The following is a 26,732-nucleotide window of genomic DNA, read 5'->3' as shown; positions in this document are numbered from 1 at the left end:
ATCTGGCGATCGAATAAGCAGATAGAGTGCAGGCCAGCTTGGCTGGCCTGCTTATAATTATCGAGAACGTAAATCCAAAGCCACATCAACGATCATATCTTCCTGGCCGCCCACCATCCGGCGTTTACCCAGTTCCACCAGAATATCTACCGCGTTGATGCCGTATTTCTTCGCCGCCACTTCGCAGTGGCGCAGGAAGCTGGAGTAAACCCCGGCGTAACCGAGCGCCAGCGTTTCACGATCGACACGCACTGGCCGATCCTGCAACGGGCGAATCAGATCGTCGGCGGCGTCCATCAACGCATACAGATCGGTGCCATGGTTCCAGCCGAGCTTATCCGCCGCCGCAATAAACACTTCCAGCGGCGCATTGCCTGCCCCGGCTCCCATGCCTGCCAGGCTGGCATCCACGCGATCGCACCCTTCTTCCACTGCGACAAGCGAGTTTGCCACGCCAAGGCTAAGGTTGTGATGCGCATGCATACCGGTGTGGGTTTCCGGCTTCAGCACCGCTTTCAGCGCGCGGAAACGGGCACGAATATCGTTCATATTCATCGCACCGCCGGAGTCCACCACGTAGATACAGGTCGCGCCGTAGCTTTCCATCAGCTTGGCCTGGCTCGCCAGATTTTCCGGCGTGGTCATGTGGCTCATCATCAGGAAGCCCACGGTGTCCATCCCCAGTTCACGCGCATAGGCAATGTGCTGTTTTGACACATCCGCTTCGGTGCAGTGGGTTGCCACACGCACTACCCGCGCCCCGGCGTTATAGGCATCTTTCAGATCGTGAATGGTGCCGATCCCCGGCAGCAGCAGAGTGGCGATCTTCGCGTGTTGGGTCACGTCTGCCGCTGCGGCGATCCACTCCAGATCGGTATGCGCACCAAAGCCGTAGTTGAAACTGGAGCCTTGCAGGCCATCGCCATGCGCCACTTCGATCGAATCCACCTTCGCCGCATCCAGCACGCGGGCAATGTCCTGCACGTTTTGCAGCGTATATTGGTGGCGAATCGCATGCATCCCGTCGCGTAATGTCACGTCCGAAATGTAGATTTTTTTCCCGTTCATACCCGTTCTCCCATCGCCTGAGCCATACGCTCGGCGGTCGCCAGCGCAGCAGAAGTCATGATATCGAGGTTGCCAGCGTAGGCAGGCAGATAGTGCGCCGCCCCTTCAACTTCCACAAATACCGAGGTTTTCAGGCCGGAAAAACGGCCAATCCCCGGCAGATTGAGCGGGGCTTCTGGCGGGATCACATCAAACTGCACTTTCTGCTTCAGGCGGTAACCCGGCACATAGGCCTGCACGGCGGCGGCCATTTCATTGATCGACGCCTCAACTTTGGCCTGATCCACCGCTTCGCTCAGCACATAAACGGTATCGCGCATCATCAGCGGCGGCTCTGCCGGGTTCAGCACGATGATGGCTTTACCCCGCTCGGCACCGCCCACCACTTCAATCGCTTTGCTGGTGGTTTCGGTAAATTCATCAATATTGGCACGAGTGCCTGGCCCGGCGGATTTACTGGCGATCGAGGCGATAATTTCGGCGTAATGCACTTTAGCCACTCTAGAGACCGCCGCCACCATCGGAATGGTCGCCTGCCCGCCGCAGGTCACCATGTTGACGTTGCCCTGGCTGAGATTCTGTTCCAGATTCACTACCGGAACGCAGTAAGGGCCAATCGCCGCCGGGGTGAGATCGATCAAGCGAATCCCCGGTTTAGCCGCCCGCAGTACGGCGTCGTTCTTCACATGCGCACTGGCGCTGGTGGCGTCAAACACAAAGTCGATCCCGGCAAATTCCGGCATCGCGATCAGCCCCTGCACACCAGCATGGCAGGTCGGCACGCCCAAGCGGCGGGCACGTGCTAAACCATCCGACTCTGGGTCGATCCCCACCAGCACACCCATTTCCAGGTGTTTGGCGTTACGCATAATTTTGATCATCAGATCGGTACCGATATTGCCGGAACCGATGATCGCCACTTTTCTCTTACTCATGACGCGTTATCCTCATAAAAATAGGTCGCTACCGTGCCAACACCGTCAATTTCTGCCTTAAAACTGTCGCCGGAACTCACCGCGACCATCGGCCCCAGCGCTCCGGTCAGTACCACATCACCCGCTCGCAGCGGCGTGCCCAGGCTCGCCATAGTGCGTGCCAGCCAAACCGCCGCATTAATCGGGTGCCCCAGGCACTCGCTGCCGCGCCCGGTAGACACCACCTCGTTATTGCGCGTCATCCGCATGGCGCAATTCTGCAAATCCAGCCCGGCAAAGCGGCGCGCGGGGCCGCCCAGCACGTAGACGCCACAGGAGGCGTTATCCGCTACGGTATCAACAAACTTGATCGACCAATCTTTGATGCGGCTACCCACCACTTCCAGCGCGGGCATCACCCATTCCACCGCGCTGCACAGCTCATCAAAGGTGGTATCGGCATGTGGCAGATCGCGGTTCAGCACCAGGGCAATTTCTGCCTCAATGCGCGGCTGCATCACGCGAGAAAACGGGATGCCCTGGTTATCGCCGTAGCACATGTCGGCAAACAGCGTGCCAAAGTCAGGCTGATCCACCCCCAGTTGCTGCTGAACTTTAGGGTGGGTGAGGCCCACTTTGCGCCCCACCACGCGGCGGCCAGCGGCCTGCCAATGTTTCACGTTCAGTTGCTGGATGGCATAAGCCGCTTCGCCATTGCCAACGCCGAGACGATCGCGCAAGGGTTCAATCACCTTGCCGCTGGTCTCTGACTGGCGCAACGCCTCGGCCAACTGCTCCAGACTGTAATCACTCATGACTCGCTCCCTGATTAATGACTGAGGAAATCCAGCACCATGCGGTTAAAGGTTTCAGCATGTTCCCATTGCGCCCAATGCCCGCAGTTGCTGAACACGTGCAACTGCGATCCGGCGATGCCCGCCAGCAGGCGCAGGCCGGTGTCCATCGGCACAAAGCGATCGTTACGCCCCCAGACAATCAGCGTTTTGGCCTTGATCTCGCCTAAGCGCGGGCTGAAATCCGGGAACTGTTTCGGGTTGATCGTCAGGCTTTTGATAAAGTTTTCCAGGTGATCGCGATTCGCCAGAATATTGTCGAGGCGCGTTTTGAACAGTTCTTCGGTCAGATCGCTCGGATCGTAAACAAAGACGTTCATCATTTTGCGCAGGTTGTCGATATTGGGCTCACGGTACAGCCCTTGCAGCAGTTTGATGCCTTCGGTCGGCATCGGCACAAACGGGCTGGCCCCGCCAGTACCGCCGCCCATCAACACCAGCTTGCCAACGCGCTCTGGCCAGGTCAGGGTAAAGGCCACGGAGCTGTGGCCGCCCATCGAGTTCCCCAGCAGGTGTACCTGTTGCAGATCCAGCGCATCCACCAGCCCTTTCAGGATGCGGGCGTTGAGATCCGAACGGGAACCGGTGCTGACGATCGAGTCGCTTTTGCCCCAGCCGGGGCAATCCAGCAGGATCACCCGGTAACCGGCCGCCACCAGTGGTTCGATGTTGCGGCTGAAATTGGCCCAGCCGCTGGCACCGGGGCCAGAGCCGTGCAGCATCACCACGGTTTCTGCGCCGCTGCCACAGTCGTTGTAATGGATTCGCAGATCGGCTTCGCCTTCACGGATTTGCACGAAGTGGCTGGTGTTTTCTTCAGTAAATGATGTCATGACTTTCTCCTGTCATCCTGGTGATTTCAGCGGCGTGGCGCAGCGCTAAGGGAACCAAATCCGGTGATCCACTCCGGCAGCTCGCGGTAATAACGGTTTTCGGCCTGATACGGGCCAAATGCCGACAGCGCCGCAAAGGCGGCCATCCAGGCTTTAACCTCATGGGTCGAGCGGCCCGCAATGTCTGACAGTTCCTGATTACCGAGCGCATCCAACTCGCTGAGCTTGCCGCTGGAAAGGATGTCCATAAACTGGTTATCCCAAACCGGGTTGAGCGGGTGCAGCGAGTTGTTATCTTCCACAAAACCGTGCGCCGCAGAAATGACGCGGTGCTGGCGTGCCTGACGCTCGTCTGGCGGTAAGTGGCGGCCGCTACCCAACAGGCGATCACGCGTGTGAGCATCGGCCCCGGCCAGTTGCGGCACCGGTGGCTGGTGCGAGAGCCCGCCAGAGCCGAGGAACAGCACCCGCTTATTGAGGCCACGAGCAAAACGCCCAACGGCCTCACCCAGCAGGCGCGTGCGCTGGAAACTTGGCATCGGCGGTGCCACGCCGTTGACGAACACCGGCAGCACCGGGTAATTGGCCAAGCCGCCGAGCAGATATTCCAGCGGCTGAGCAAAACCGTGATCCACCTGCATACAGTAGGAAACCGCCACATCCACCCCGGCATCCATCACCGCTTGGGCACAGGCTTCGGCCAGTTCGGCAGGAACCGGGATTTCACCCGCGGCACTGCTGAAATCACCGATCGCCGTCGCGGCCGTGCCAATACAGAACGACGGCATAATGTCGTAGAAGAAACCGTTGTAATGATCCGGCGCGAACAGAATCACCAGTTCGGGATCGAATACGCGGATCCGCTCCCGCGCATCAGCAATGGTTTTTTCCACTTCCGCCAATACATCGGGAGCCGGATCAACGTACCCCACCAGCGGTGAGTGAGAGAGGCAATGGAGATAAGCGTTCATATCAAGCCACCTTATTTTCAATAATGGGAGTGAGCACCGGGGAGCGCAGCGAAACGGCCACGGCCAGAGCATCCATCAGGGTGCCAAGCGTCTGTGGCGTCGCTATACCGGCGATAAAACGATCGGGGCGCAGTACGACAATCGAATGCTGCTGACTGGCGAACCACTCTTTGAGCCGGCCGGTGGTATCGCCGAGGCAAATCACACCGGCCGGACGTTGGCCTACGGCCGGTAGCTGTACTTCCGGCACCACCTGAATAAACTGCGTGCCTGCCTTTTGCCACTGGGCAATCTGCTCGTCGCTCAAGCCCCATTGCGGGTTACAGCCCCAGGCGATAATGGCAAAGTGCGGCCCAATCACGTCGTCCAGCAGCCGCTTCTGGCCGCTACTGAGCATGACTTTGGGCTGAATAAACATGCGCCCGACCGGTGAATTTTTCTCTTTACCCGCCACCAGCGCGCCGGTTTGGTATTGCGGCATCGGCTTAAAGCGCATTTCGAGGAAATAACGTTTGATCGGCGGCAGGTAGTTGAATGCCCAAGCAAGGCCATCACGCACTTTTCCCTGCCAGCGGTGTGGCGGAGCCAGCACATGCCCGGCGGTGACTGAGAGATCGATCATCGCTTTGGCATGATCGCGGCGTTCTTGTTGATAGGTATTCAGCAGCGTCTCTTTTGCCTGTTCGTTGACCACCATCGCCAATTTCCAGGCCAGGTTGAACGCATCGCGCATGCCGCTGTTGTAGCCCTGCCCTTGCCACACCGGCATGATATGCACCGCATCCCCTGCCAGCAGAATGCGATCGACGCGGAACTGCGCCGCCAGGCGGGCGTTATGGGTATAAACCCGCTGGCGGATCAGTTCCACCCGATCGGGATCGGGCAGCACCTTCGCCAGCAGTTCGCGCATTTTTTCCGGCTTGCTCAGTTCGCTTTCGGTTTCGCCCGGCATTACCATAAATTCGAAACGCCGCACGCCATGGGGCAACGCCGCCGAAACATAGGGCCGTACCGGATCGCAGCACATATAGATATGCGGCGTGCTCAGCGGATCGTTGGCGATGTCCACCACCACCCACTGATTGGGGGCGGTTTTGCCATCAAAAGTGATGCCCAAAGTGCGGCGCACAAAACTGCTGCCGCCGTCACAGGCCACCAGCCAAGCGGCACGCACCGTTTCGCGCTGGCCTTCGTCATCCTCAATTTGTAGCGTGACGCCGGTGGCATCCTGGCTGAACGCCATCAGGCTGCGGGAGAAGATGCTGCGCACCTTAGGGAAGCGCTTCAGGCCATCGAACAGCACGGCATCCACCTGCGGCTGAATAAAGGCGTTGCGGCGTGACCAGCCAAATTCATCGGTCATCGGCTGAATGTCGGCAAAGCAGCGCCCTTTCGGCGTCAGAAAGCGCATCGCGTGCCACGGGGTGGTATGCGGCAGCACGTTATCGACCAAGCCGACGGCCTGAATGGTGCGCAGGGCTTCGTCGTCAATGCCAATGGCGCGCGGGTAATCGATCAGGGTATCGAGCTTCTCGATCAGCAGAACCTCAATCCCCATCTGGCCGAGATAATTCGCCATCATCAGGCCGACCGGGCCAGCACCGACAATAGCGACCTGAGTCTGGTAATCGGCAACCAGACTTTGTTCTGAAGAATTGCTGTAGGGCATAGGTTACTCACTTGTTAACAATTTTTTATTGTTTTGGGAGTATATGAGGCGCATTTTTCGCCTACAATGAAAACCCCTTAAGCTGTGCACCAGGTGCACTACAATGTTTTAAAAGGATTTATTGAGGCTAATCATGCAACCCGACCACAATACCGAATACAAAACCGTGCGCGGCCTGACGCGCGGGCTGGCGCTGCTCAACGTGCTGAATCGGTTGGACGGCGGTGCCAGCATTGCGCAGTTGAGCGCCATCACACTTTTGCACCGCACCACCGTGCGTCGCCTGCTGGAAACGTTGCAGGAAGAGGGTTATGTGCGCCGCAGCCCCTCGGACGACAGCTACCAGCTCACGCTCAAGGTGCGTGAATTGAGCGAAGGGTTCCGCGATGAGCAATGGATCTCAGCCATCGCGGCCCCGCTGCTGGGGAAACTGCTGCAAGAGGTGGTGTGGCCCACTGACCTCACTACCCTGAATGTCGACGCCATGGTGGTGCGTGAAACCACCCACCGTTTCAGCCGCCTGTCGTTCCACCGCTCAATGGTCGGCCGCCGCCTGCCTCTGCTGTTGACCGCTTCCGGGCTGACCTATCTGGCGTTTTGCCCGGATCATGAGCGGGAAGCGCTGATCTCACTGCTGGCCACCCGCGATGAAGTGGAATACCGCCTGGCGCGGGAGCCGCTGCGCTTGGGCAGCATCCTGCAACGTATTCGGCAACGTGGTTACGGCGAAAACTACATGGGTTGGCAGCAGGAGCAGAAGATCGCCTCAATTGCCGTGCCCATCCATAGCCAACAGCGGGTGATCGCCAGCCTGAACCTGGTGTATATCGCCAAAGCGATGTCCATTGAGCAGGCCGTCGAGCGCCATCTGGCTGCGCTACAGGAAACCGCACGACAGATTGAAGCGGGCATACGCCGGGAAATATCTGGGCATAGTGCCTAAGCGCCCCTCTCCCTAGCCCTCTCCCGCAGGGAGAGGGAACTGTCCGCGCCACGGGTTTATCCTGTGCCTGAGGTCAAGCGCCGAGCCAGATCCCCTCACACAAGACATCTCTTACAGGTAGAGGGGAGCATCAGTGCCACTGTTTCCCCTAAACCTGAAAATCAGCACCGCATCAACTCCCTTTCCCTTGGGGTGAGGGGAAAAGCGTCACCGCGCTAAACCAGGCTTTTCAGCGCCACCTGCGGGTCAACCAGTTGTTTTTCATCCACCGTTACGCCCTGTTGGATCAGCTTGCGCAAATGGCGGATTTCGCGGCCCTGATTCAGCGTGATGGCTCCGATCAACTTGCCGTTTTGCAGCGCAAACCAGATCGCGCTGTGCCCCTCGGTATTGCCGCGTATCAACCAGCGCTCGCTCTGCATCGCGCCAACAAACTGGATGTTGCTGTCGAACTGATCGGTCCAGAACCACACCGGTACCGGTGCTGGCAGCGGTTTATCCAACATGGCGCAGGCCGCCACCAGCGCTTGCTGGTTGGCGTTGTCCCAGGTTTCCAGGCGTACCAGTTGATCCCCCTGGCGGCGCAACGTGACATCACCGGCCGCGTAAATCTGGGCAACCGAAGTCCGGCAACGATCGTCAACGATGATGCCGTTGTTAGTCGCCAGCCCGGCCTGAGTAGCCAGTTGATCGTTGGCTTCAATGCCGATGCCGTAGATCACCGCATCACCCGTCAGCCGCTCGCCGCTCTGCAAGGTCAGCACCACCCGATCCTGCTCGATGGCGGCGTGCTCAATCCGCGCATTCAGGCAAAAACGCACCTGATGCTGTTGATGCAGGTTCGTCAGGTAATCACGCACCGGCGGCGGTGCGTTACGCCCCATCACTATCGGTGCCTGTTCAATTACCGTCACCTTGCAGCCGCGCTGCGTGGCGCTGGCCGCCAGTTCCATACCGATGGTGCCCGCCCCGACAATCAGGATCTGCTGGTTTTCGTTCAGCACAGAGCGCAACCGCCGGGCATCTGCCGCCGTGCGCAGCCTGTGTGATTTCTCGCCCAACGCATCCAACTGCGCCAAACGGCGCGCTTTGGCACCGGTCGCTAACAGCAATTTGTCCCACACCAGCTCTTCACCATCGGCCAACACCACGCTGTTTTGGTTGATATCAATGGCCACCACCCGCGCATTGCTGCGCAGGGTGATGCGATTTTCTTCATAGAAGGTGGCTGGCAGAATGTCTTGCAACTGCGGGGTTGGCGACAGCAGCATGTCTTTCGACAGCGGCGGGCGCTCATAAGGGATCTCTGGCTCTTCGCTGATTAAGGTGATGCTGCCGGTAAACTGTTGTGCGCGTAGCGCGGCAGCAGCCATGGCTCCCGCCTGACCGCCGCCGATAATCACTATCTGTTTCATTTAGGCTCCTATAACGACAAGCCACCAGCAACGTGGCGGATACCTCGGATTGCCAGGCCCGCATCGGCATTGATCATCACACCGCTCAGCGTGCGATTGTTACGGCGCGACGCGAGCATGACATAAGGGCCGGTAAAATCTTCCGGCGCAGGAGAGAACTGCAAAGGCAAAATAGCCGCGATCTTTTCTGGCGTCAGGGACTGCATAATCGAAGTGTCCTGCTGCCCCAGCGCCTGCGGGCCACGCAGATCGCTTGCCATGCCGCACGGCCCAACGCCGTTGACCCGTACCTTGGGCGCCAGTTCATAGGCCAGTTGGCGAATCAGCCCCACGGCGGCATGCTTGCTGGCGGTGTACAGCGGGCCGCCGCCGCCCGGATACCAGGCAGCATTGGAGAGCGTAAAGATCATGCTGCCACCGGATTCGATCAGCGCCGGAGCGCTGGCCTTGGCCCCCAGCAGATAGCCTTTCACGTTGACGCCAAACAGTTCGTTAAAACCGGATTGCAGCTGTTCCGCCGGGGTCGCCAGCAGCGAGGCGTTGTGATCCCAGATCCCGGCATTGCCGATAAAACAGTCCAGGCGGCCAAAACGCGACAGCGTCATCTCAACCGCGCGCTGATTATCGGCAAAACTGGTGACATCACCCTGAACGGCCACAATCTGCTCGCCAAACTGCTGCTGTAACCGGCTGACTTTCTCTGCCGAGCGTTCGAGGGTCGCCACGCGGGCGCCCTCTTCTATAAAACGTGCCACCAGCGCCAGCCCCAAACCCGAGCCCCCGCCGGTAATCAGCACTACCTCATCGTTGAGATCGGACATCAGGCTTCCTCTGGGATATCGATAAATACCGCCCCTTCTGCGACGGTAACCGGGTAGGTTTGCAACGGTATCGTGGCGGGCAAGCACAGCGCTTTGCCGGTTTTCAGGCAAAAGCTGGTGGCATGCAGCGGGCACTCCACGGTGGCGTCATCCTCGATATACCCCTCAGACATCGAGGCATTGCCATGGCTGCACTGATCGTTGATCGCATAGTATTCACCGCCCACGTGGAACAGTGCGATCACCGGCTCAGTATCCAACCGGAGGGCTTCCCCCTCCGGCAGTTCTCCAGCAAAACAGGCATGAATTCGCTTCATCAGAACAGTACGCTCAGGTTGTGGGAGGTAATAACCGCCTGATCCAGAATGATTTCACGCCCGCACAGGCCCCAACCTGCCGATGTTTCGCGACGGCGTAACAGATCGGTTCGGGTACCCACGTAGATAGTCTCATCCCGCTCTTTTTGCGCCCGGTACAGCAGATAGTTCACCCGCACGGAGAACACATCGGGCTGTGCGGTTTCAGTCACCACGCAGTTGCTGACCAAGTGGCGCGTGCGCGACGGCGGTTCTTCAGCCCAGGCCATACCGGTTTCCAGACGCGCGACCCGGCGTTCCAGCTGCGATTTGGTGTCGTTGAAAATCCAGGTGGTCGGCGGCTGCGCCCCTTTGCGCCGATCGCGAGTCTGGGTATTGACGGTGGTGCGCATGGTGTAACGCAAATCATCGTCCAGCAGATCCAACCAGGCACGGAATTCCCAATCATCCAGCAGCGCGGCTTCGTAATAGAGAAATTGGCTTATTTGATGATGGAGCTCAAAAGAGACGGACATACTCATTTCATCACCTCCTGTTGATACGCAGCGGTTTTCTCTTGTACTTCTTTCCAGCTATCGCTGCTCAGTAAATCCGCCCAACGCTGGTACATACCGCGCGCGGCGGTTTCAGAAAAGATGTAATTGGTGATGCCAGGGACACCGTCAGTACGGCGTTTTTCCTGATTTAACCCCATCTCCAAACACAGCGGGTTGTTGCGGGCCTGATGGCCTTTGAGCAGTTTCTGGATCTCGCACCAGTTTTCTGAATCATCCTGTTCGAGGAAACCGGCCGGGCCGAAGGCGCGGGTAGCACTGTTTTCGAACGCAGCTTTGGTTTCGTCCGATGCGGCTTTGTCGGTAATGCAGAACGCCCAGACTTCGACCTGATCCGGCCCGCGTGGGTGCCAGACGCGCAAAGTCGCGGTGCCGTTAAGCCAGGAAAGGGTAGGGAAAATGTTGTTATGCCCGGCCAGACGCAGAGCGCGGATCTTGCCAAGGCGCTGTTCCGCTTCGGCATAGCTTTCGCGGTAGTAACGCGAAACTTCACCATCGACCCACACGTTGGCATCCGGTTGCTCGGTGAAGAAGAAGCCGCAGCCGTGGCCATCCTGGCCAAACTGCACCGCGTCTTTGGCGGTTTCCCACACCGGACGAGGGGTCTGATCGTCACCGAGTTTTTTATCACTGCCGTCCGCCATGCCGCCTAACACCTGCACCGCCGAGACGTGGCTGAACAGGGCATGATACTGATCGCTGGCAAATTGCTCAGCAGGGAATTTCCAGTTACAGTTAATCACCCACTTCTGCACACCGCCGACGATTTCGGTGCCGCCTTCCCGACGATCCAGCAGGCCGTCAAGATACCAGGCCATATCACCCAGATATTCCGTCAGCGCAGGGGCGCTGGTGTCCCAGTTGCCGAAAATCAGGCCTTTGTACGATTCCACACAGGGCACCTCTTTCAGCCCCCAGTGTGATTTGCACAGCCCTTGTGGATAGGCGCGCGGTTCCAGTGGCACTTCGACCAGTTCGCCGTCAATGCCATAGGACCAGCCGTGATACGGGCAGGTAAAAGCGCGGGTGTTGCCGCTATCGGCATAGCTGACGCGCATGGCGCGGTGCCGACACTGGTTGAGAAACGCTTTGATGGAGCCATCTTTCTGGCGAATCACCACCACCGCGTCTTCACCCATATAGGTGTTAAAGAAGTCTCCTGGTTTTGGGATCTGGCTTTCATGGGCCAGAAACAGCCAGCAACGACCAAAAATCCGCTCCAGTTCCAGTTGATAAATTTCTGGATCGGTATATATACGAGGCGTAACCTGCCCGTTTTTAGCGTCGATCAAGCTGTAGATGTCTAATTTTGCGCTCGTGGTCATATTATTTAATCCTCATCCAAGAGATGTATTGACCTTCGTAGGGGTTGCACAAAGGATGTTGCTTTCCAGTTGCTAGTTTGTGAAATAGTAAAAATCTACCGTACTAGACATTTTTTCTATGATGAGGGGAAAAAGTATGGAGCTAAGGCACTTACGTTATTTTGTCGCGGTAGCCGAGGAACTTAATTTCACGCGGGCAGCAGAAAAGCTGCATACGTCGCAGCCTTCCCTGAGCAGCCAGATCAAAGATCTTGAGAATTGTATCGGTGTGCCGTTATTGGCCAGAAATAATCGCCAGGTTTCACTGACCCGCGCGGGTGAGGTGTTTTTACAGCAGGCGATCAATATTCTTGAACTGTCCGAACAGGCCAAACAGTTGGCGCGTAAGGCGATAGAAGAACAGGTACGGCTGACCATCGGCTTTGTTCCCTGTGCAGAAGTGAATATTCTGCCCGAGGTTCTGCCACAGCTGCGCCAGCGGCTCCCCGCTGCCTGTATCGAATTGGTCAGTATCATTACCACTCAGCAGGAAGAGAAATTATTGAAAGGGGAAATTGATGTCGGCTTTATGCGGCGGCCGATTATCAGTAACCAGTTGAATTATCGCGTAGTTTATCGTGAACCGCTGTTGGTGGTGATGCACGTCAATCACCCGTTGAGCAAAGAAGCACAGCTCACCCCGCAACATCTGCATGGCGAAAACTTTATCAGCACCGATCCGGCTCACTCTGGCGCGCTGTATCAGATGGTGGAAACTTATCTGGCGCAAGCCCAGAGCAGGCCCAATACCGTGCAGGCCGCCACCAATATTCTGGTCACCATGAATCTGGTGGGGATGGGGCTGGGGATTTCTATTGTGCCGCGCTATGTCTGCCATTTTCAGTCGGCGAACGTGGTGTTCCGGCCATTACCGGCCAATGCTCCGCAGATCGAATTACTGATGGCCTGGCACAAAGAGAATAACAGCCCCGGTTTGACACAAATGCTCGAACTGGTGGCAGAGCAGGCCGAAGCCGCCGTTTAGCACACTGACTTACAGCGATGTCGAACAGGTAACATAGGTTGCGCCATCCAACGGGAAGCTGAACAAGCTGCCATTCCCCAGATAAACGTAATGCCGGGCGTTACCGCCGCTGACCAGTTCAGTCACCCAATAGTTACCGGCGAACCAGCCGTTAGAGTAACTGTTCATGGTGCCCCATTCATTCCACAGTCTGCCGTCGGCATCCCGGTTGGCACCGGTCTGGCTGGCCGGGGTTCTATCGGTCATCTGGCTATAGCCCGGCACTGCGTAACCGCTGCCTTGGGAACTGCACCAGGCTGCGGCAGCGCTGTATGTCATAATGTTGAAGTCATTATTTCTAAACCAGCGATTCACGGTGAACTGGTAGGTTAATGTGGTGCCATTGTCTGGATGTTCAGCCGTGACGGTGACGCTGTTATTGCCCGATGTCGGCTCCTGATTGAATATGACGTTGCCGCTGCCATCCACACTGGCCCAACTCTGATTGGTGCTCCAGTTATAAGCGCTGTTATCTGCCGGTGTTTCGCCGATGACCAGTTGGAATGCGGCGCCGACAAATCCTGTGCCAGGGAATCCGTCATTAACCGAGAAAGAAGCGCCGTTGACCAGGATATGCGTCATATGCAATTCCTCAGAAAAATCAACGGTAACGGTAGAGGAAACGCCGTTGCTGGCGGTAGCCGTCACCTCACTGCTGACCGCCGATTCGCTGGTCAATGATAAGGTCACTTCGCCTTCGCTGTCGGTTTGAGCGCTGGTGGTATTGAGCGTCACGCCGTTGGTCGCGGTGAAAGTAATGGTTTCGCCCACCACACTGTTGCCCTGGCTATCCTCTACGCTGACCAGCACATTGTTATCGTCAGTGCCGTTGGCCAGCGCGTTGTTCTGGGTCACTTCCGTATCGACGACATAGGCCGGGCCAGCAACAAACAGCGTATCGATAGACTGAACGTCATTATCAATGCTGGCCGTTACATGAGTAGTACCGGCGATCACGTTGGTCACGTAGGCCGTCGCTACGCCATCAACGCCCGTTTGCGCAGTGGCAGAGACTGCGCCCAGGTTGTCCGCATCAAACAATACCGTGGCCCCCACGGCGGGGGTGCCATCCAGATATTGCACGGTCGCGCGCACGGTATTTACCGCTTGCCCATCGGCCACCACGCCCAATGGCGCTTCCACCCACGCCAGGCTGGCGATAGTTCGCTGCCATTTGATATTGATCGGCGTAGCTAGCTGAACCGGCAAGCCTTCGCTGGGTACGGTGATATCAGGGTCGGTCTGCGGGGTGACGATCACATTCAGTTCACTGCCCGCCAGAATATCGCTGAGATCCAGAGTATAACTTGGCGCTGTCGCCCCGCCGATCGCGGCACCGTCCAGCGTCCACTGATAGGTTGTTCCCTGTTCGGCATCGCCATCTGCATCGTTGAAGGCCGAGGTGACCGTAATAACATCGCCAGCCTGTGGCTGTGTGTTATTTACCGAGAGCGTCGCCGTTGGCGCTCGCCCGTGAACTGGCGTAGTGGATTGCTGGACGGCCTGCACCGCCTGGCTCATGACGATGGTCAGAACCAGTAATATCCTGAATAAAAAATCATTGAAGATATGAGCACAGCGCAGCATCCAGCGTATCCATCATACTGATTGGTTAAGTAGGCAGGCTTGATACCACATCAAGCCTGCCTGAACTGACTCTTTATTACTGAGTCGGTGAGTTACCCACCACCACCTGGACTCTCAGTCTCTGGTCGGTCCGCACTGGCGTATAGGTGCTGCTGGTTGCGCCACTGATATCGGTGAAGGTATTGGTGCCTACGCCAGTTTCGATCTGCCACTGGTAGGTCACACCGATACAGGTACCGCCCGCACAGGTTGCTGTTGCGGTCAGAGCCGTATCAACTTGTGGATAGCCACCCACTTCACCGGTCACTTCTACGCTAGTGACGATGCCACCCTCAACCACCGTCAGGGAATTAGACGCAACGGCTAAACCTTCGGCTGGATCGGTGATGGTCGGATCGGTATGTGGGGTCACGACCACCGTGATGGCTTTGCCCAAATCACCGGCAACAATGGTGTAGGTATTGCCGGTTGCCCCAGGAATATCGGCTCCATCGGCCTGCCATTGGTAGGTTTGCGGTATCGCCGCATCGCCATCCTCATCGCTGAACGTCCCTGGGGTGCCAATACTCAACGTATCGCCGACATCAACCAGACCATTGCCGCCAGCATCGTCAGAAATAATAGTGGTTTGCGTCACCACCGGGGCACGACCTCTTACGGTAGTCGTCGGGCTGGATGTGACAGCCGACCATGCCGAGCCAATAATCAACATGCTGAGCAACATCCCCGATAGCAGAGAGCCAATTTTATGCTTCATCGTTTTCTATCCTCTATCTGTACTCAAAATCAATGTTTGAATAGCATTCCAGAACCACCTGGAATGGTGATAAAAACCCAGGGTTAATGCGTAATGCTTGTCAGTTAAGGCTAACCAGTTCCCTCTCCCTCGGGGAGAGGGTTAGGGTGAGGGGGACATCACTGAACTAAAGCCCCTCACCCCGGCCCTCTCCCACAGGGCTGTCTCTTATACACAACTCCCCGACATACTCGTCGGGGGTTTTTGAACTTTTTTCCTATCTGTTGATCTGTCTTGATATTCTCCCTTCCTTCGGTTTTTAGTATGGTGCTTTCTGATTGTGATTCATGGGCTCAAGACACTTTCGGTCTTGCTCAACTCGGCGACAAACGCAGGACTCATCGCCTGGTGAAACTCACTGCTTCACTGGCTCAACACACAGGACTTTCTATTGTGAAATCATCACATTCCCCTGCCGAAGTCGAAGGCGCATACCGCCTCATGCGTAACCCCAATGTCTCGCCGGAAGCCGTCGCTGATGCGGGTTTCATCGCAACGGCAAGCGCCGCCAAAGAGCACCCACTTCTCCTTGCATTAGAGGACACGACTTCCATCAACTTCAGTCATCCCACGGCTTTTGACGAACTCGGCAATACAACGACCAGCCCTAAAATACGGGGGCTACTGGCGCATTCTGTCTTGCTTTACTCACCCAAAACGGCACAAGTGGTGGGCCTTATCGACCAGCAGCGCTGGAGTCGTGACATCGCTGAATACGGTAAGAAACACCAGCGAAAACAACACGCTTACGAAGAAAAAGAAAGTTACAAATGGCAGCAGGCGTCTGAACTCATGGCGCAGCGGCTCGGCGATACGCAACAGCAAGTTATCTCGGTCTGTGACCGGGAAGCCGATATCTGGCATTACCTCGACTATAAAATCAGCCAGGGCCAGCGCTTCGTCGTCCGGGCGGCACAAAATCGCCGGCTTGAAGACAGCAGTGATAAACTCTTCGAGTTGCCTGCCACACTCACACAAACAGGCAGCCATTGGCTGAATGTCGTTCAAAAAGGAGGGCGCGCAGCCCGTCAGGCACAGATGTTCGTCAGTTACTGTCCTGTTGAAATAAAACATCCAAACCAGCCCGGAGCCTCCGTACCGTTGACGTATATCTGCTGCCGTGAAGAAGAGCCGGAAGGGGCCTGCTGGCATCTGTTAACCTCAGAAAAAGTGGGCTCGGCAGCAGAAGCGCGCGTCATCATCAGCTACTACGAACGTCGCTGGTTAATAGAGGAATATCACAAAGCGTGGAAAAGTGGTGGGACGCAGGTTGAGGCGTCTCGCATGCAAAGCCGGGCCAATCTGGAACGTATGGTGGTCATTCTTGCCTTTATTGCGGTTCGGGTGTTGGCGTTGCGTCAGGGCGGGCTGAGCGAAGAGACGTTGAATGCGTCCTGTGAACGCGTCTTAAGCCCAATAGAATGGAAACTGCTGTGGGTAAAACAGGAAGGAAAAGCGTTACCGAAGCAAGCGCCGACGCTGAAATGGGCGTATCTGAATCTGGCAAAACTGGGGCACTGGTATGACAGCAAACGAACGGGCCGTGCGGGCTGGGTAGTGATGTGGGAAGGCTGGTTCAAGCTTCAGGATATCGTTGAAGGGTATAATCTCGCGAAGTCTCTTGATCAGGAGATCTGATCAAGAGACAGCCCACAGGGAGAGGGAGGCCACACCTTTAGCACCTGCTGCATAATTATGCAGCTTTGCGCTTAACTGACCAGCATTAGGATTAATGCGAAACCACTCTGATAGCCCGTTTCTGTAAATCACCTGTCACCGTCAATGTTTCTGAAGTGGCACCAGGAATAGCGATGAACACCCCTGAACCGACAGCAGACTCAACTTCCCACTGATAATTCATTGATACCCCGTTACACAGCGCAATCGAACACATCGCAACGGCCACCAGGGTATCCCCAACCACCGGGTGCTCGGTCAATTCAGCGCCGTTGTGGTAGATCAACAATTTCTCCGGCGTCTCTGGCATGAAATAGATTTCAACCCGTTCCTCATGCCCACCAGTGAACGCGGTCACCGTGGTCACGCCCGGATTGATATTGGCCAGTTGCACCGTCACCTCCCCTTCGGCATCCGTAATGCCGTCGGGTGGTATCACCGTCGCACCGTTGTCGGCCTCAAACTCCATCGGCACATTTTCGAGAGGATTGCCGTGTTGGTCTGTCAAGCGCGCTTTGACTTTATTGACATCAACCCCATCCGCTAACGCCTCATCGTTAATGACCGTCAGGCCAATAGTGGCGGTGTTGTGATCGGCGATGAGCGTGACTTCGTGTGATGTCACCGCTATGGCATCGCCATTCACCGTCGGGGCCACCGTTACGGTGCCAGCCACAACCCCGCTCAGTGTCGCGCTATACACGCCATTATTTTCCGTGACTGCGCTCAGAGTGACCTCCGGCTCGCCGGTGACGTCAAAGGCCACCGTTAATCCTGTAATCGGCTGATGGTGACTATCCTGGGCGCTAAAGCTGAGGGTGCTGGTATGCACGCCATCCGCAATAATCTCGGCAGGCTCAACGCTGAAAGAAGAATTATCCACGTTCGGTGTGTGGCTGCTCTCTGTTAAAATAACTTTAGCTGATGCCAGAGAGATGTTTTGAATAGTTGGAACAATAATGGCTTCCCCCTGCGTGAAACCTGCCGTTAACTGAGCGGTATAAACACCCGGCGCGGTTTCAGCCACCGCACTCAGCAGCGGTTGGTTAGTTGGCTGGGCTGCCGTCGCATCTGGCGTAAAATGTAAATCCAGCGTCAGTTGATCCGCCATGCCCTTCACCGGCAGATTATTCACGTCTTTTAAATTCAGGGTAATCTGGCTGTCGGCAACGCCATCCGCCGGTATTTCCGCCGGGGCAACCTCTAAGCTGGAATTGTATTTGCTGACCACTTGCTGCATGACAATAATCCGCGTCGAGCTGTGGTTTGAGGCATTACCCTGGCTATCGTAGGCCACGGCACCCAGCGTATAAATATTGCTACCTGCCGTATACGGCGGCAGTTTTATTGAGATACTTTGCGAGGAGATTTGTTGCACCACGCCGCCCGCCGCCACTAACGATGCGGTATCCCAATCGATTCGCTCAAGCCCGTATTTCGCCGTTACCTGCGCATCTATTTTAACAATCTCAAACGCGCTGCCGGTTATTTGATCCGGTAATGCCAACTGGATTAAATCCTGTTTCTGATACTCCAGCACAATATCGTTATTACGCTCCACCAGATCATAACGGCTACCGGCCAGCGTGCGGCTGGCGGCCACTGCGGAAGGATCGATCTGTGTCTGCCAAGGTTCCCCAAGGTGATAATTCAGTTGAACGCTGATATTGCTGTCGTTTCTGCCACCTTTACCGGCGCGGTGCTCTGCCCCGATGGTGATCAAGGGAATTGGCGTGTAGTTGATCCCCGCGGTGAAGGCATAGGGGTTCTTCTGCCTGTCATCCTTGCCGAACAGCGCCACCTCATTACCCCAATAATGTTCATACATCAAATTACCGCCGAACTGCGGGTAAGCCAGTAAATAAGCGTCGACACGCAGATCGTAACCGTTGGCCGGGCGTTCATTGTAATCAGCAAAATCACGGGACTGATGCCAGCCGGTCATGCGTAAATAGCTGTTCGCCGAGAGCTTGAGGTAATCCGTCCAGGCTTCGGCGCCAAAACCCACCCGGCTATTCTTGCCCGTCATATCACGATCAAAAAAAGCGTTAGCGCCGTACATCCAGTTATCCTGCAAGGTACGGATGCCCGCGCCAATATTGACGGTATTGCGGCTGTCTTTATTGCGCAGACCAAACTGGCTGAAAAACAAGGATTGCTGATCGTCATAAAGCGGCACCAGCATGTCGAATGAGCTGCCCTCAAGGTTGAGTTGGTCATTCAGACTGAGCTGGACGCGTGCGGTACCGAACTGGCTCAGCCAATGCTGCACGGAATCGTTGGCTTCGCCGACCACCATCGAGCGCGCCATACCGGCGGCCGCCAGCGGCGTGTTGTCATCAGCCACCAGCGTCGCGCCTTTCAACAAATTGTGCGCCAAGCGCTCTTGATATTGAGCAGGCGGCGTCGTTTGAGTATTTTCTTGCTGGGTTTTCAACGGCCGCGAGGCACCGTGCGGAATATCAATTTCATCGCCGCTGCCCAGTTGCTCGAAGGGTTTGGAAAATACGCGAAACTGATTAACTTTTTTTAATTCATCGACCGTAAGGTGATATTTTTTCGCCACCAGAGAGACATTTTCCCCCGCGGCCATGGTGTAGGACACCGTTTCATTCGGCATAGCCGAAACTGTCTGTGGGGAAGGCGTCAGCATTTTGGCTATTGCAGGGTAAAAAGATAGGCTCAACGGCAATAGCAGTTGTAAGACTATATTAATCCACACAACAACAGGTTTGCAGGTCACCGAGGAAAACTCCTTCTGGATATCAGTTAGCGTAGACTCGCTTCAGGCTTTTCTCAAACCGTGAACGGTAGCCGCAACAAGCTGACCTCAGGATTTTCCGTTTCAAAATAAAGCAATTTATGCCGTATATACCCTGGTGCTCGGCTGGAGGCGTGTTTTAAACCATTATCGTCATGCCTTCGGTATATGAAAAAACTTTGCAACGTTCCCCAGCGCAACCAGGAGACAAAGACGCGATGCCACTTGCCCTGGCGTAAATGAGAAATGTCTTTAGCTCGCGTAACGAGATACATCGCCCCGAATACTACGCCTCTATATCGGTAAACGGTGCCATGGCACGGCACCTGCACATAGGGGCTTTCCTGCTCTCATTGTGATACGACTCACAGCCCCTTGTGCATCCGCCCAAGTGACAACCCTATTCTCGGAGTAATTCGCATTAATTTCCTAATGACTCTTGGATGAATATCCTCAATACTTTCAATACGTGAAATATTATTTCTTTTTAAATGGAACGATGTTTTATTTTATTGAAATTAGGTAAATAACATTAATCTAAATAAGGTTTTTTCATCGCAGATATTCAGGGTTCAATATTCGAGGCAGGTAACACAATGAAAATAGAGTCTGTTAACGTTCAGGTATTTACCTATCCCACCCGTCGCGTTTCCGATAGCGCAGGGCATTCCCACCCAGGCAAAGAGTCGCTGGCAAAAATGGCGATGTTGACCATCACCTGCGACGATGGCAGCGCGGGCTATGCCTTTGCTCCGCCGGAGGTGATCCGCCCGCATATCATCAATGCTTTTTTCCGTAAGGTGCTGATCGGGCAAAACCCGTTCGACCGCGAGCGGCTGTGGAACGATCTGGTGCATTGGCAACGCGGCAGCGCCAATCAGCTGACCGACCGCGCGCTGGCCATCGCCGAACAGGCAATTTGGGATCTGCTGGGGCGCAAGCTCGATCTACCGGTACACAAGCTGCTGGGCGGCTACCGCGAGAAGGTGCCAGCCTACGGCAGCACCATGTGCGGCGATGAGCTGAGCGGGGGTCTGTCAACGCCGGAAGAGTACGGCCGCTTTGCCGAACAACTGGTGGCGCGCGGTTATCAGGCGATCAAGCTGCATACCTGGATGCCGCCGGTGTCTTTCTCACCCAGCCCGAAAATGGATGTACGCGCCTGCGCCGCCGTGCGCGAAGCCGTGGGGCCAGACATCGCCCTGATGCTGGATGGTTACCACTGGTACAGCCGCAGCGATGCGCTTTACATCGGCCGTGAGCTGCAAAAGCTCAATTTCGCCTGGTTTGAAGAGCCGATGGAGGAGCAAAGTATGGCTTCTTACGTCTGGCTGACGCAAAACCTGGACATCGACGTGATCGGCCCGGAAAGCCTGTCAGGCAAGTACTTCAGCCGTGCGGACTGGGTCAAGGCCGGTGCCTGCGACATCCTGCGCGCCGGTGTGCAAGGCGTCGGCGGTATCACCCCTTGCCTGAAAGTGGCGCATCTGGCGGAATCCTTCGGCATGGACTGTGAGATCCACGGCAACGGTGCGCCGAACCTGGCGGTGGTGGGAGCCATCCGCAACTGCCGCTGGTATGAGCGTGGCCTGCTGCATCCGTTCCTCGACTATGACGAGCCTGCGGCCTATCTCAACAGCATCATTGATCCGATGGATGCCGAAGGTTTTGTGCATCTGCCGACGCGGCCTGGATTGGGCGAGGATATCAACTTCGACTATATCGAGGCGCATCAGGTCGCACAGGAATAAGCCCGGTTTTCTGACAATATAAAATCTGAGTCCTATCCCACCTGGAGATGGTCCATGAAAACAACATTGATATTACGTTCCCTCTGTCTTTCCCTACTGGTTGCCACGGCGCTCCCTGCCGTGGTCAGCGCCAAAACCCCCAACGATCAGCTGATCGTTGGGATGAACATGAACAACCTGCTCTCCCTCGATCCGGCGGCCATGACCGGTAACGACGCCGTCGGCATTATTGTTAACCTTTATGATTCACTGGTTGAGCTGGACCCTACCAATCTGAGCAACGTGCTGCCCGGCGCGGCGAAAAGCTGGGAAATCAGCGCAGATGGCAAGCTGATCACGTTCCACTTGCAGGAAGGGGCCAAGTTTCACTCGGGTAATCCACTGACGGCAGAAGACTTTGCCTGGTCGATGAAGCGCCTGTTGAACCTGAATATGGCGCAGGCCACCACCTGGAAATCCTACGGGTTTACCGCCGACAACGTAGAGAAAATGGTGCGGGCCACCGATCCGCTGACCATCGAAATCGAACTGCCCAAACCGACCGACCCGAAGCTGGTGATCTACTCGCTGGCAACGCTGGGCAGCGGTTCGATTCTCGATCGCGCCACGATCATGCAGCATGAGAAAAACGGTGACTGGGGCAACGGCTGGCTGACCACCAATGAGGCCGGTTCCGGGCCGTTCAAGCTGGATGTCTGGCAGGCGAAAGACGTGCTGCGCATGAGCCGCAACGACGACTACTGGCGCGACGATGCCAAGATGAAGCGCGTGATTTTCCGCCATATGACCGAGTCACAGGCGCTGCGCCTGATGATCGAAAAAGGGGATATTGATATCGCCACCGGCATGTCGGTGCCTGATATCAACGCGCTGAAGAGCGATCCGCAGATCGTCATTGACGACGTCAGCAAAGGCACCATTTATTACGTGGCCATGAGCCTGAAAGAGCCGCATTTCGCCAATCCAAAGGTCCGTGAGGCGGTGCGTTCCCTGATTGACTACGACGGCATCAACAACACCATCATGCCCGGTTACGGTGTTTACCATCAGCGGCCAATCCAAAAAGGCATGAGTGCCACGCTGCCGGATCCTGGCTATAAGCTGGACGTCGCGCGGGCCAAAACGCTGCTGGCGGAAGCGGGCTATCCTGACGGTTTTACCACCACAATGCGCGTGCTGGCCGATCCGCCGTTTATCAATATCGCCACCTCCGTGCAGTCCACGCTGGCTCAGGCGGGTATCAATGCCAAGATCATGTCGGGCACCGGCAACCAGGTTTATGGTGCCATGCGCGATCGCCAGTTCGACATGCTGGTTGGGCGCGGCGGTGGCGGCGTTGATCCGCACCCGCACTCCAGCCTGCGCTCGATTGCCTATAACCCGGATAATAGCGATGCGGCCAAGCTGACCAACTTCCAGGGCTGGCGCACGTCATTCTATGATCAACAGTTGAACGAGATGATCGATCAGGCGTTGGTCGAGAAAGATCAGGAGAAGCAGAAGCAGCTGTATATCGCGGTGCAGAACCGTTACGACGCGCTGTACCCGGCTATTTTGCCAATTTCTCAGATGGTCGATTCCGTGGTCGTGCGTAAGGATGTCGTCGACTATATTCCACATCCGTCTTCCACCACGCATTTACGTAGCGTGTATAAACAGCGTTAATTTATTTATCCAGGGGTGGTGGTTAATTAAACTAACCGCTGCCTGCGACTCGCATCTGATTAAACCGGGAAATAACGCCTGACGGACTTAGGTATTATTTCCCGCATCATATCGAGAGGGAAACATGAATTTCTCTGATTGGTTACAACCTAATGGCTTATTACGCCGCCTGAGTAAGCGCTTATTACAGGTGATCGTGACGCTGTTTGGTTTATTAATACTGACGTTTATTATCGGCCGGGTAATGCCTATCGATCCGGTATTAGCGATCGTCGGGCAGGATGCGGATCAAAGTACCTACCAGCAGGTTTATCAGCAGTTAGGGTTGGATAAACCGCTCTGGACACAGTTCTTTATCTATCTGAATTCGCTGCTGCATGGGGATTTGGGCAATGCGCTGCTGACCGGGCGCCCGGTGGTGGACGACATTATCCGCGTGTTCCCTGCCACCATTGAGCTGGCCACCATGGCGATCATCGTCGGTGCCGGTTTAGGGGTGCCGTTGGGGGTGATGGCGGCAGCACGGCGCGGCAAGATCGCGGACTATATCGTGCGCTTTATCAGCCTGGCGGGATATTCCACGCCGATCTTCTGGGTCGGCATGATGGGGCTGCTGGTGTTTTATGCCTGGCTGAATCTGGTGGGCGGCGCGGGGCGGGTCGACATGGCTTTCGATGGTTTGGTGGATAACCGCACCGGCCTGCTGCTGATCGACTCCGCGCTGGCGGGCGAGTGGGAAGTGTTTCGCAGCGCCCTGAATCACCTGGTGTTGCCCGCCACGATCCTCGGTTTCCATTCGCTGGCTTATATCAGCCGTATGACGCGCAGCTTTATGCTGGCGCAACTGTCGCAGGAGTACATCATCACCGCCAGAGTGAAAGGGCTGTCGGAGTTTCGCGTGCTCTGGTCGCACGCCTTCCGCAATATTCTGGTGCAACTACTGACGGTGGTGGCGCTGGCCTACGGCTCACTGCTGGAAGGGGCGGTGCTGATCGAAACCGTCTTCTCCTGGCCCGGCTTCGGTTCCTATTTGACCGGTAGCCTGCTGCTTGGCGACATGAATGCGGTGATGGGCTGCGTGCTGTTGGTCGGGCTGATCTTCGTGACGCTCAACCTGATCTCCGACATGTTGTATCAATTCTTCGATCCGAGGACTAATGCATGAATATCTCCTCTGAACCGGCCCTGCAAGCGCGCCAGCCGGGCGCTGCCAGCGGCAAGCTGGGGCTTTTCCTGCGCGGTGTGCTGGATTTCCTGGTGTTGATGCTAAAGAACCCGCTCACCGCCATCGGCGCGGCGATTGTCTTCCTGCTGATCCTGGTAGCGCTGTTTGCCCCATGGCTGGCGACCCACGATCCGCTGGCGCAGGATCTGACTAACGCCCTGCAAGCGCCGGGGGCCACACACTGGTTCGGCACCGACGAGTTTGGCCGCGATCAGTTTAGCCGTTTGGTGTATGGCTCGCGCATCACGCTGTATATCGTGGCGCTGGTTTCGGTCACCGTTGGCCCCATCGGCCTGATGCTCGGCGTGGTGGCAGGTTACTTTGGCGGCAAAGTGGATACGGTACTGATGCGCGTGACCGACATCTTCATCTCCTTCCCTAGCTTGGTGCTGGCATTGGCCTTTGTCGCCGCGTTAGGCCCAGGGCTGGAGCATGTGGTGATTGCGATCACGCTGACCGCCTGGCCGCCGATTGCGCGTTTGGCGCGGGCGGAAACCCTTTCGCTGCGCAACGCGGATTTTATCTCGGCGGTGAAACTGCAAGGGGCTTCCCCGCTGCGCATTCTGCTGCGCCATATCGTGCCGCTCTGCCTGCCGTCGGTGATTATCCGTATCACCATGAATATGGCCGGGATCATCCTGACCGCCGCCGGTTTGGGCTTCCTCGGCCTGGGCGCGCAGCCGCCTGACCCGGAATGGGGCGCGATGATTTCCAGCGGACGGCGCTACATGATGGAGTGCTGGTGGCTGGTGACCATTCCTGGGCTGGCGATCCTGCTGAACAGCCTGGCATTCAACTTTTTAGGAGATGGCTTACGTGACATCCTCGATCCTAGAACTGAATAAACCCGCCCCGTTACTGGAGGTGGAAGACCTGCGCGTCAGCTTTGTCAACGGCGCGCGGGTGACCGATGCGGTGCGCGGAGTGTCGTTTACCCTGGGTAAAGAGAAACTGGCGATCGTGGGGGAGTCGGGCTCCGGCAAATCCACCGTCGGGCGGGCGCTGCTGCGCCTGCACCCAGGCAGTGCGCGCATTACGGCCAAGAAGCTGCGTTTCGCCGATACCAACCTGCTGGAGGTGAGCGAAGCCACCATGCGCCAGGTGCGCGGTAAACGCATGTCGATGATTATGCAAGACCCTAAATATTCGCTGAACCCGGTGGTCTGCGTCGGCGATCAGATCGCCGAAGCCTATCTGGCACACCATAAGGTGTCGCGCGCCGAGGCGAAAGAGCGGGTGATGGCGATGCTTAACGTGGTGCGGATCCGCCAGCCCGAGCGGGTTTACGGGCTTTATCCTCACGAAGTCTCTGGTGGCCAGGGGCAGCGCATCATGATTGCGATGATGCTGATCACCGGCCCGGAACTGGTGATCGCCGATGAACCGACTTCCGCGCTGGATGTTTCGATACGCTTGCAGGTGCTGGCGATGCTTGACGATCTGGTAGAAGAACGCGGCTTGGGGCTGATTTTTATCAGCCACGATATCAACCTGGTGCGCAGTTTCTGCGATCGGGTGCTGGTGATGTACGCTGGCCGGGTAGTGGAATCGATCGCCGCCTGCGATCTGGATAACGCCCAGCATCCTTATACGCGTGGGCTACTCAATGCGCTGCCGGATATTGCACATCGCCGGGCAACGCTGCCGGTGATGGTGCGCGATCCCGCTTGGCTCGATGGTTAAGGAGCAAACCTATGTCAGTTGCAACCATGATTGAAGTGAACAACCTTAATCTGACGTTCGGCGAAGGGAGCCAGCAGAATCAGGTGCTGTTCGACGTTAACCTGGCGGTGAACAGCGGTGAGATTTTTGGCCTGGTCGGTGAGTCTGGCTCCGGTAAAACCACGGTGTTGAAATGCCTCGCCGGGCTGTTTAACCACTGGACGGGCGAACTGGCGATCGACGGCCATCCTTTGCAACACCGGATAGAGCGCCAGCGCTGCCGCAGCGTGCAGATGGTGTTTCAGGATCCCTACGGTTCGCTGCACCCGCGCCACCGGGTGGAATCGATTCTGGAAGAACCGCTGGCGATTCATGGCTTCAGCGATCGCCACCAGCGCATCGATAGCATTCTGGAGAAAGTGGGCCTAAGCACGGCGTTTCGCAGCCGTTATCCGCACCAGTTGTCCGGCGGCCAGCGCCAGCGCGTGGCGATTGCCCGCGCGCTGATCCTGGAGCCGCAGGTGCTGCTGCTGGATGAACCCACCTCGGCGTTGGATGTTTCGGTGCAGGCGGAAATCCTCAACCTGCTGGCGGAGCTGCAACAGCGGGAGAAGCTGACCTATCTGATGGTAACGCATGATTTGGGGGTGATCGCCCATCTGTGCCACCGGGTGGCGGTAATGCAATACGGGCGCATTCTCGAAACGCTGGATACCGGTGATTTGACCACCAATACGCCAAAAACCGCCTATACCACTATGCTGGTCGATGCCAGCCGCAGCTACAGCCGCGATCTGGCGCAAGAGGCGGCACGAATGCAGTAGCTTAGGCTCTGGCGCGCCCTTGCGCGCCAGAAACACC

Annotated in this window: 22 protein-coding genes and 1 pseudogene; 9 read left to right on the top strand and 14 right to left on the bottom strand. The window is 56.6% G+C overall.

Features of this window, described 5'->3' with window-relative positions; genetic code table 11:
* Positions 1-57: 57 nt before the first annotated feature.
* From mhpE to ACX9GT_RS06825, 6 genes are read right to left on the bottom strand one after another with little or no spacing between them, the layout of a single operon-like run.
* Positions 58-1,068, bottom strand: coding sequence for a 4-hydroxy-2-oxovalerate aldolase (gene mhpE / locus ACX9GT_RS06850; RefSeq protein WP_473190400.1), 1,011 nt, complete (start codon positions 1,066-1,068; stop codon positions 58-60).
* Complete coding sequence (locus ACX9GT_RS06845) at positions 1,065-2,003, bottom strand: acetaldehyde dehydrogenase (acetylating) (RefSeq protein ID WP_473190399.1); 939 nt, start codon at positions 2,001-2,003, stop codon at positions 1,065-1,067. The genes mhpE and ACX9GT_RS06845 overlap by 4 nt, the downstream gene beginning before the upstream one ends.
* The gene (gene mhpD / locus ACX9GT_RS06840; protein ID WP_473190398.1) at positions 2,000-2,797 is read right to left on the bottom strand and encodes a 2-keto-4-pentenoate hydratase; all 798 of its coding nucleotides are present in this window, start codon (positions 2,795-2,797) and stop codon (positions 2,000-2,002) included. Before mhpD ends, ACX9GT_RS06845 begins: the two co-directional genes overlap by 4 nt.
* 14 nt (positions 2,798-2,811) lie before the next feature.
* Positions 2,812-3,669, bottom strand: coding sequence for an alpha/beta fold hydrolase (locus tag ACX9GT_RS06835; RefSeq protein WP_473190397.1), 858 nt, complete (start codon positions 3,667-3,669; stop codon positions 2,812-2,814).
* Between the two features lie 26 nt (positions 3,670-3,695).
* Entirely contained in the window at positions 3,696-4,640 is a 945-nt protein-coding gene (gene mhpB, locus ACX9GT_RS06830; RefSeq protein WP_473190396.1) for a 3-carboxyethylcatechol 2,3-dioxygenase, read from the bottom strand.
* Between the two features lies 1 nt (position 4,641).
* Positions 4,642-6,309 carry a bifunctional 3-(3-hydroxy-phenyl)propionate/3-hydroxycinnamic acid hydroxylase gene (locus tag ACX9GT_RS06825; protein ID WP_473190395.1) on the bottom strand — a complete coding sequence of 556 codons (1,668 nt, stop codon included), beginning with the start codon at positions 6,307-6,309 and terminating at the stop codon, positions 4,642-4,644.
* 133 nt (positions 6,310-6,442) lie between these two features.
* Here ACX9GT_RS06825 and ACX9GT_RS06820 point away from each other — a divergent pair, with 133 nt between their 5' ends.
* Positions 6,443-7,252 carry a DNA-binding transcriptional regulator gene (locus tag ACX9GT_RS06820; protein WP_473190394.1) on the top strand — a complete coding sequence of 270 codons (810 nt, stop codon included), beginning with the start codon at positions 6,443-6,445 and terminating at the stop codon, positions 7,250-7,252.
* A 215-nt stretch (positions 7,253-7,467) separates the two neighbouring features.
* Here the strand turns inward: ACX9GT_RS06820 and hcaD are convergent, their stop codons facing one another.
* From hcaD to hcaE, 5 genes are read right to left on the bottom strand one after another with little or no spacing between them, the layout of a single operon-like run.
* Positions 7,468-8,667, bottom strand: coding sequence for a 3-phenylpropionate/cinnamic acid dioxygenase ferredoxin--NAD(+) reductase subunit (hcaD, locus tag ACX9GT_RS06815; protein WP_473190393.1), 1,200 nt, complete (start codon positions 8,665-8,667; stop codon positions 7,468-7,470).
* A gap of 8 nt (positions 8,668-8,675) precedes the next feature.
* The gene (hcaB, locus tag ACX9GT_RS06810; RefSeq protein WP_473190392.1) at positions 8,676-9,488 is read right to left on the bottom strand and encodes a 3-phenylpropionate-dihydrodiol/cinnamic acid-dihydrodiol dehydrogenase; all 813 of its coding nucleotides are present in this window, start codon (positions 9,486-9,488) and stop codon (positions 8,676-8,678) included.
* Positions 9,488-9,805, bottom strand: coding sequence for a 3-phenylpropionate/cinnamic acid dioxygenase ferredoxin subunit (gene hcaC / locus ACX9GT_RS06805; protein WP_473190391.1), 318 nt, complete (start codon positions 9,803-9,805; stop codon positions 9,488-9,490). The genes hcaB and hcaC overlap by 1 nt, the downstream gene beginning before the upstream one ends.
* Entirely contained in the window at positions 9,805-10,326 is a 522-nt protein-coding gene (gene hcaF, locus ACX9GT_RS06800) for a 3-phenylpropionate/cinnamic acid dioxygenase subunit beta (protein WP_473190390.1), read from the bottom strand. The genes hcaC and hcaF overlap by 1 nt, the downstream gene beginning before the upstream one ends.
* Positions 10,323-11,684, bottom strand: coding sequence for a 3-phenylpropionate/cinnamic acid dioxygenase subunit alpha (hcaE, locus tag ACX9GT_RS06795; protein ID WP_473190389.1), 1,362 nt, complete (start codon positions 11,682-11,684; stop codon positions 10,323-10,325). The genes hcaF and hcaE overlap by 4 nt, the downstream gene beginning before the upstream one ends.
* A 136-nt stretch (positions 11,685-11,820) precedes the next feature.
* Between hcaE and hcaR the strand changes: the two genes are divergently transcribed.
* Positions 11,821-12,708, top strand: coding sequence for a DNA-binding transcriptional regulator HcaR (hcaR, locus tag ACX9GT_RS06790; protein WP_473190388.1), 888 nt, complete (start codon positions 11,821-11,823; stop codon positions 12,706-12,708).
* Between the two features lie 9 nt (positions 12,709-12,717).
* On the opposite strand, the gene ACX9GT_RS06785 is transcribed toward hcaR, so the two are convergent.
* Both ACX9GT_RS06785 and ACX9GT_RS06780 read right to left on the bottom strand, forming a co-directional pair.
* The gene (locus ACX9GT_RS06785) at positions 12,718-14,334 is read right to left on the bottom strand and encodes an Ig-like domain-containing protein (protein ID WP_473190387.1); all 1,617 of its coding nucleotides are present in this window, start codon (positions 14,332-14,334) and stop codon (positions 12,718-12,720) included.
* A gap of 76 nt (positions 14,335-14,410) precedes the next feature.
* Positions 14,411-15,091, bottom strand: coding sequence for a ZirU family protein (locus tag ACX9GT_RS06780; protein ID WP_473190386.1), 681 nt, complete (start codon positions 15,089-15,091; stop codon positions 14,411-14,413).
* Positions 15,092-15,394: 303 nt separating this feature from the next.
* Between ACX9GT_RS06780 and ACX9GT_RS06775 the strand changes: the two genes are divergently transcribed.
* Positions 15,395-16,768 (top strand): IS4 family transposase, encoded by a 1,374-nt coding sequence (locus ACX9GT_RS06775; protein WP_473189182.1) that lies wholly within the window; start codon positions 15,395-15,397, stop codon positions 16,766-16,768.
* Positions 16,769-16,859: 91 nt separating this feature from the next.
* On the opposite strand, the gene ACX9GT_RS06770 is transcribed toward ACX9GT_RS06775, so the two are convergent.
* Positions 16,860-19,460, bottom strand: coding sequence for a ZirU family protein (locus ACX9GT_RS06770; RefSeq protein WP_473190385.1), 2,601 nt, complete (start codon positions 19,458-19,460; stop codon positions 16,860-16,862).
* A 704-nt stretch (positions 19,461-20,164) separates the two neighbouring features.
* Here ACX9GT_RS06770 and ACX9GT_RS06765 point away from each other — a divergent pair.
* The 6 genes and pseudogenes from ACX9GT_RS06765 to ACX9GT_RS06740 all read left to right on the top strand — a co-directional run bounded on the left by ACX9GT_RS06765 (position 20,165) and on the right by ACX9GT_RS06740 (position 26,695).
* Positions 20,165-21,319 carry a mandelate racemase family protein gene (locus ACX9GT_RS06765; protein ID WP_473190384.1) on the top strand — a complete coding sequence of 385 codons (1,155 nt, stop codon included), beginning with the start codon at positions 20,165-20,167 and terminating at the stop codon, positions 21,317-21,319.
* 54 nt (positions 21,320-21,373) lie between these two features.
* Complete coding sequence (locus ACX9GT_RS06760; RefSeq protein WP_473190383.1) at positions 21,374-22,984, top strand: ABC transporter substrate-binding protein; 1,611 nt, start codon at positions 21,374-21,376, stop codon at positions 22,982-22,984.
* A gap of 124 nt (positions 22,985-23,108) precedes the next feature.
* The gene (locus tag ACX9GT_RS06755; RefSeq protein WP_473190382.1) at positions 23,109-24,149 is read left to right on the top strand and encodes an ABC transporter permease; all 1,041 of its coding nucleotides are present in this window, start codon (positions 23,109-23,111) and stop codon (positions 24,147-24,149) included.
* A gap of 70 nt (positions 24,150-24,219) precedes the next feature.
* Positions 24,220-25,054, top strand: a pseudogene (locus tag ACX9GT_RS06750) (ABC transporter permease); the annotation flags it as partial.
* Positions 25,026-25,892, top strand: coding sequence for an ABC transporter ATP-binding protein (locus tag ACX9GT_RS06745; RefSeq protein ID WP_473190381.1), 867 nt, complete (start codon positions 25,026-25,028; stop codon positions 25,890-25,892). The pseudogene ACX9GT_RS06750 and the gene ACX9GT_RS06745, both read left to right, overlap by 29 nt.
* 26 nt (positions 25,893-25,918) lie before the next feature.
* Entirely contained in the window at positions 25,919-26,695 is a 777-nt protein-coding gene (locus ACX9GT_RS06740; protein ID WP_473191524.1) for an ABC transporter ATP-binding protein, read from the top strand.
* The last annotated feature ends 37 nt before the right edge of the window (positions 26,696-26,732 follow it).

Source organism: Serratia sp. YWN4 (assembly GCF_055790845.1).
The sequence above is the reverse complement of the archived record's forward strand: the minus strand, read 5'-3'. Positions and strand labels throughout refer to the sequence as shown.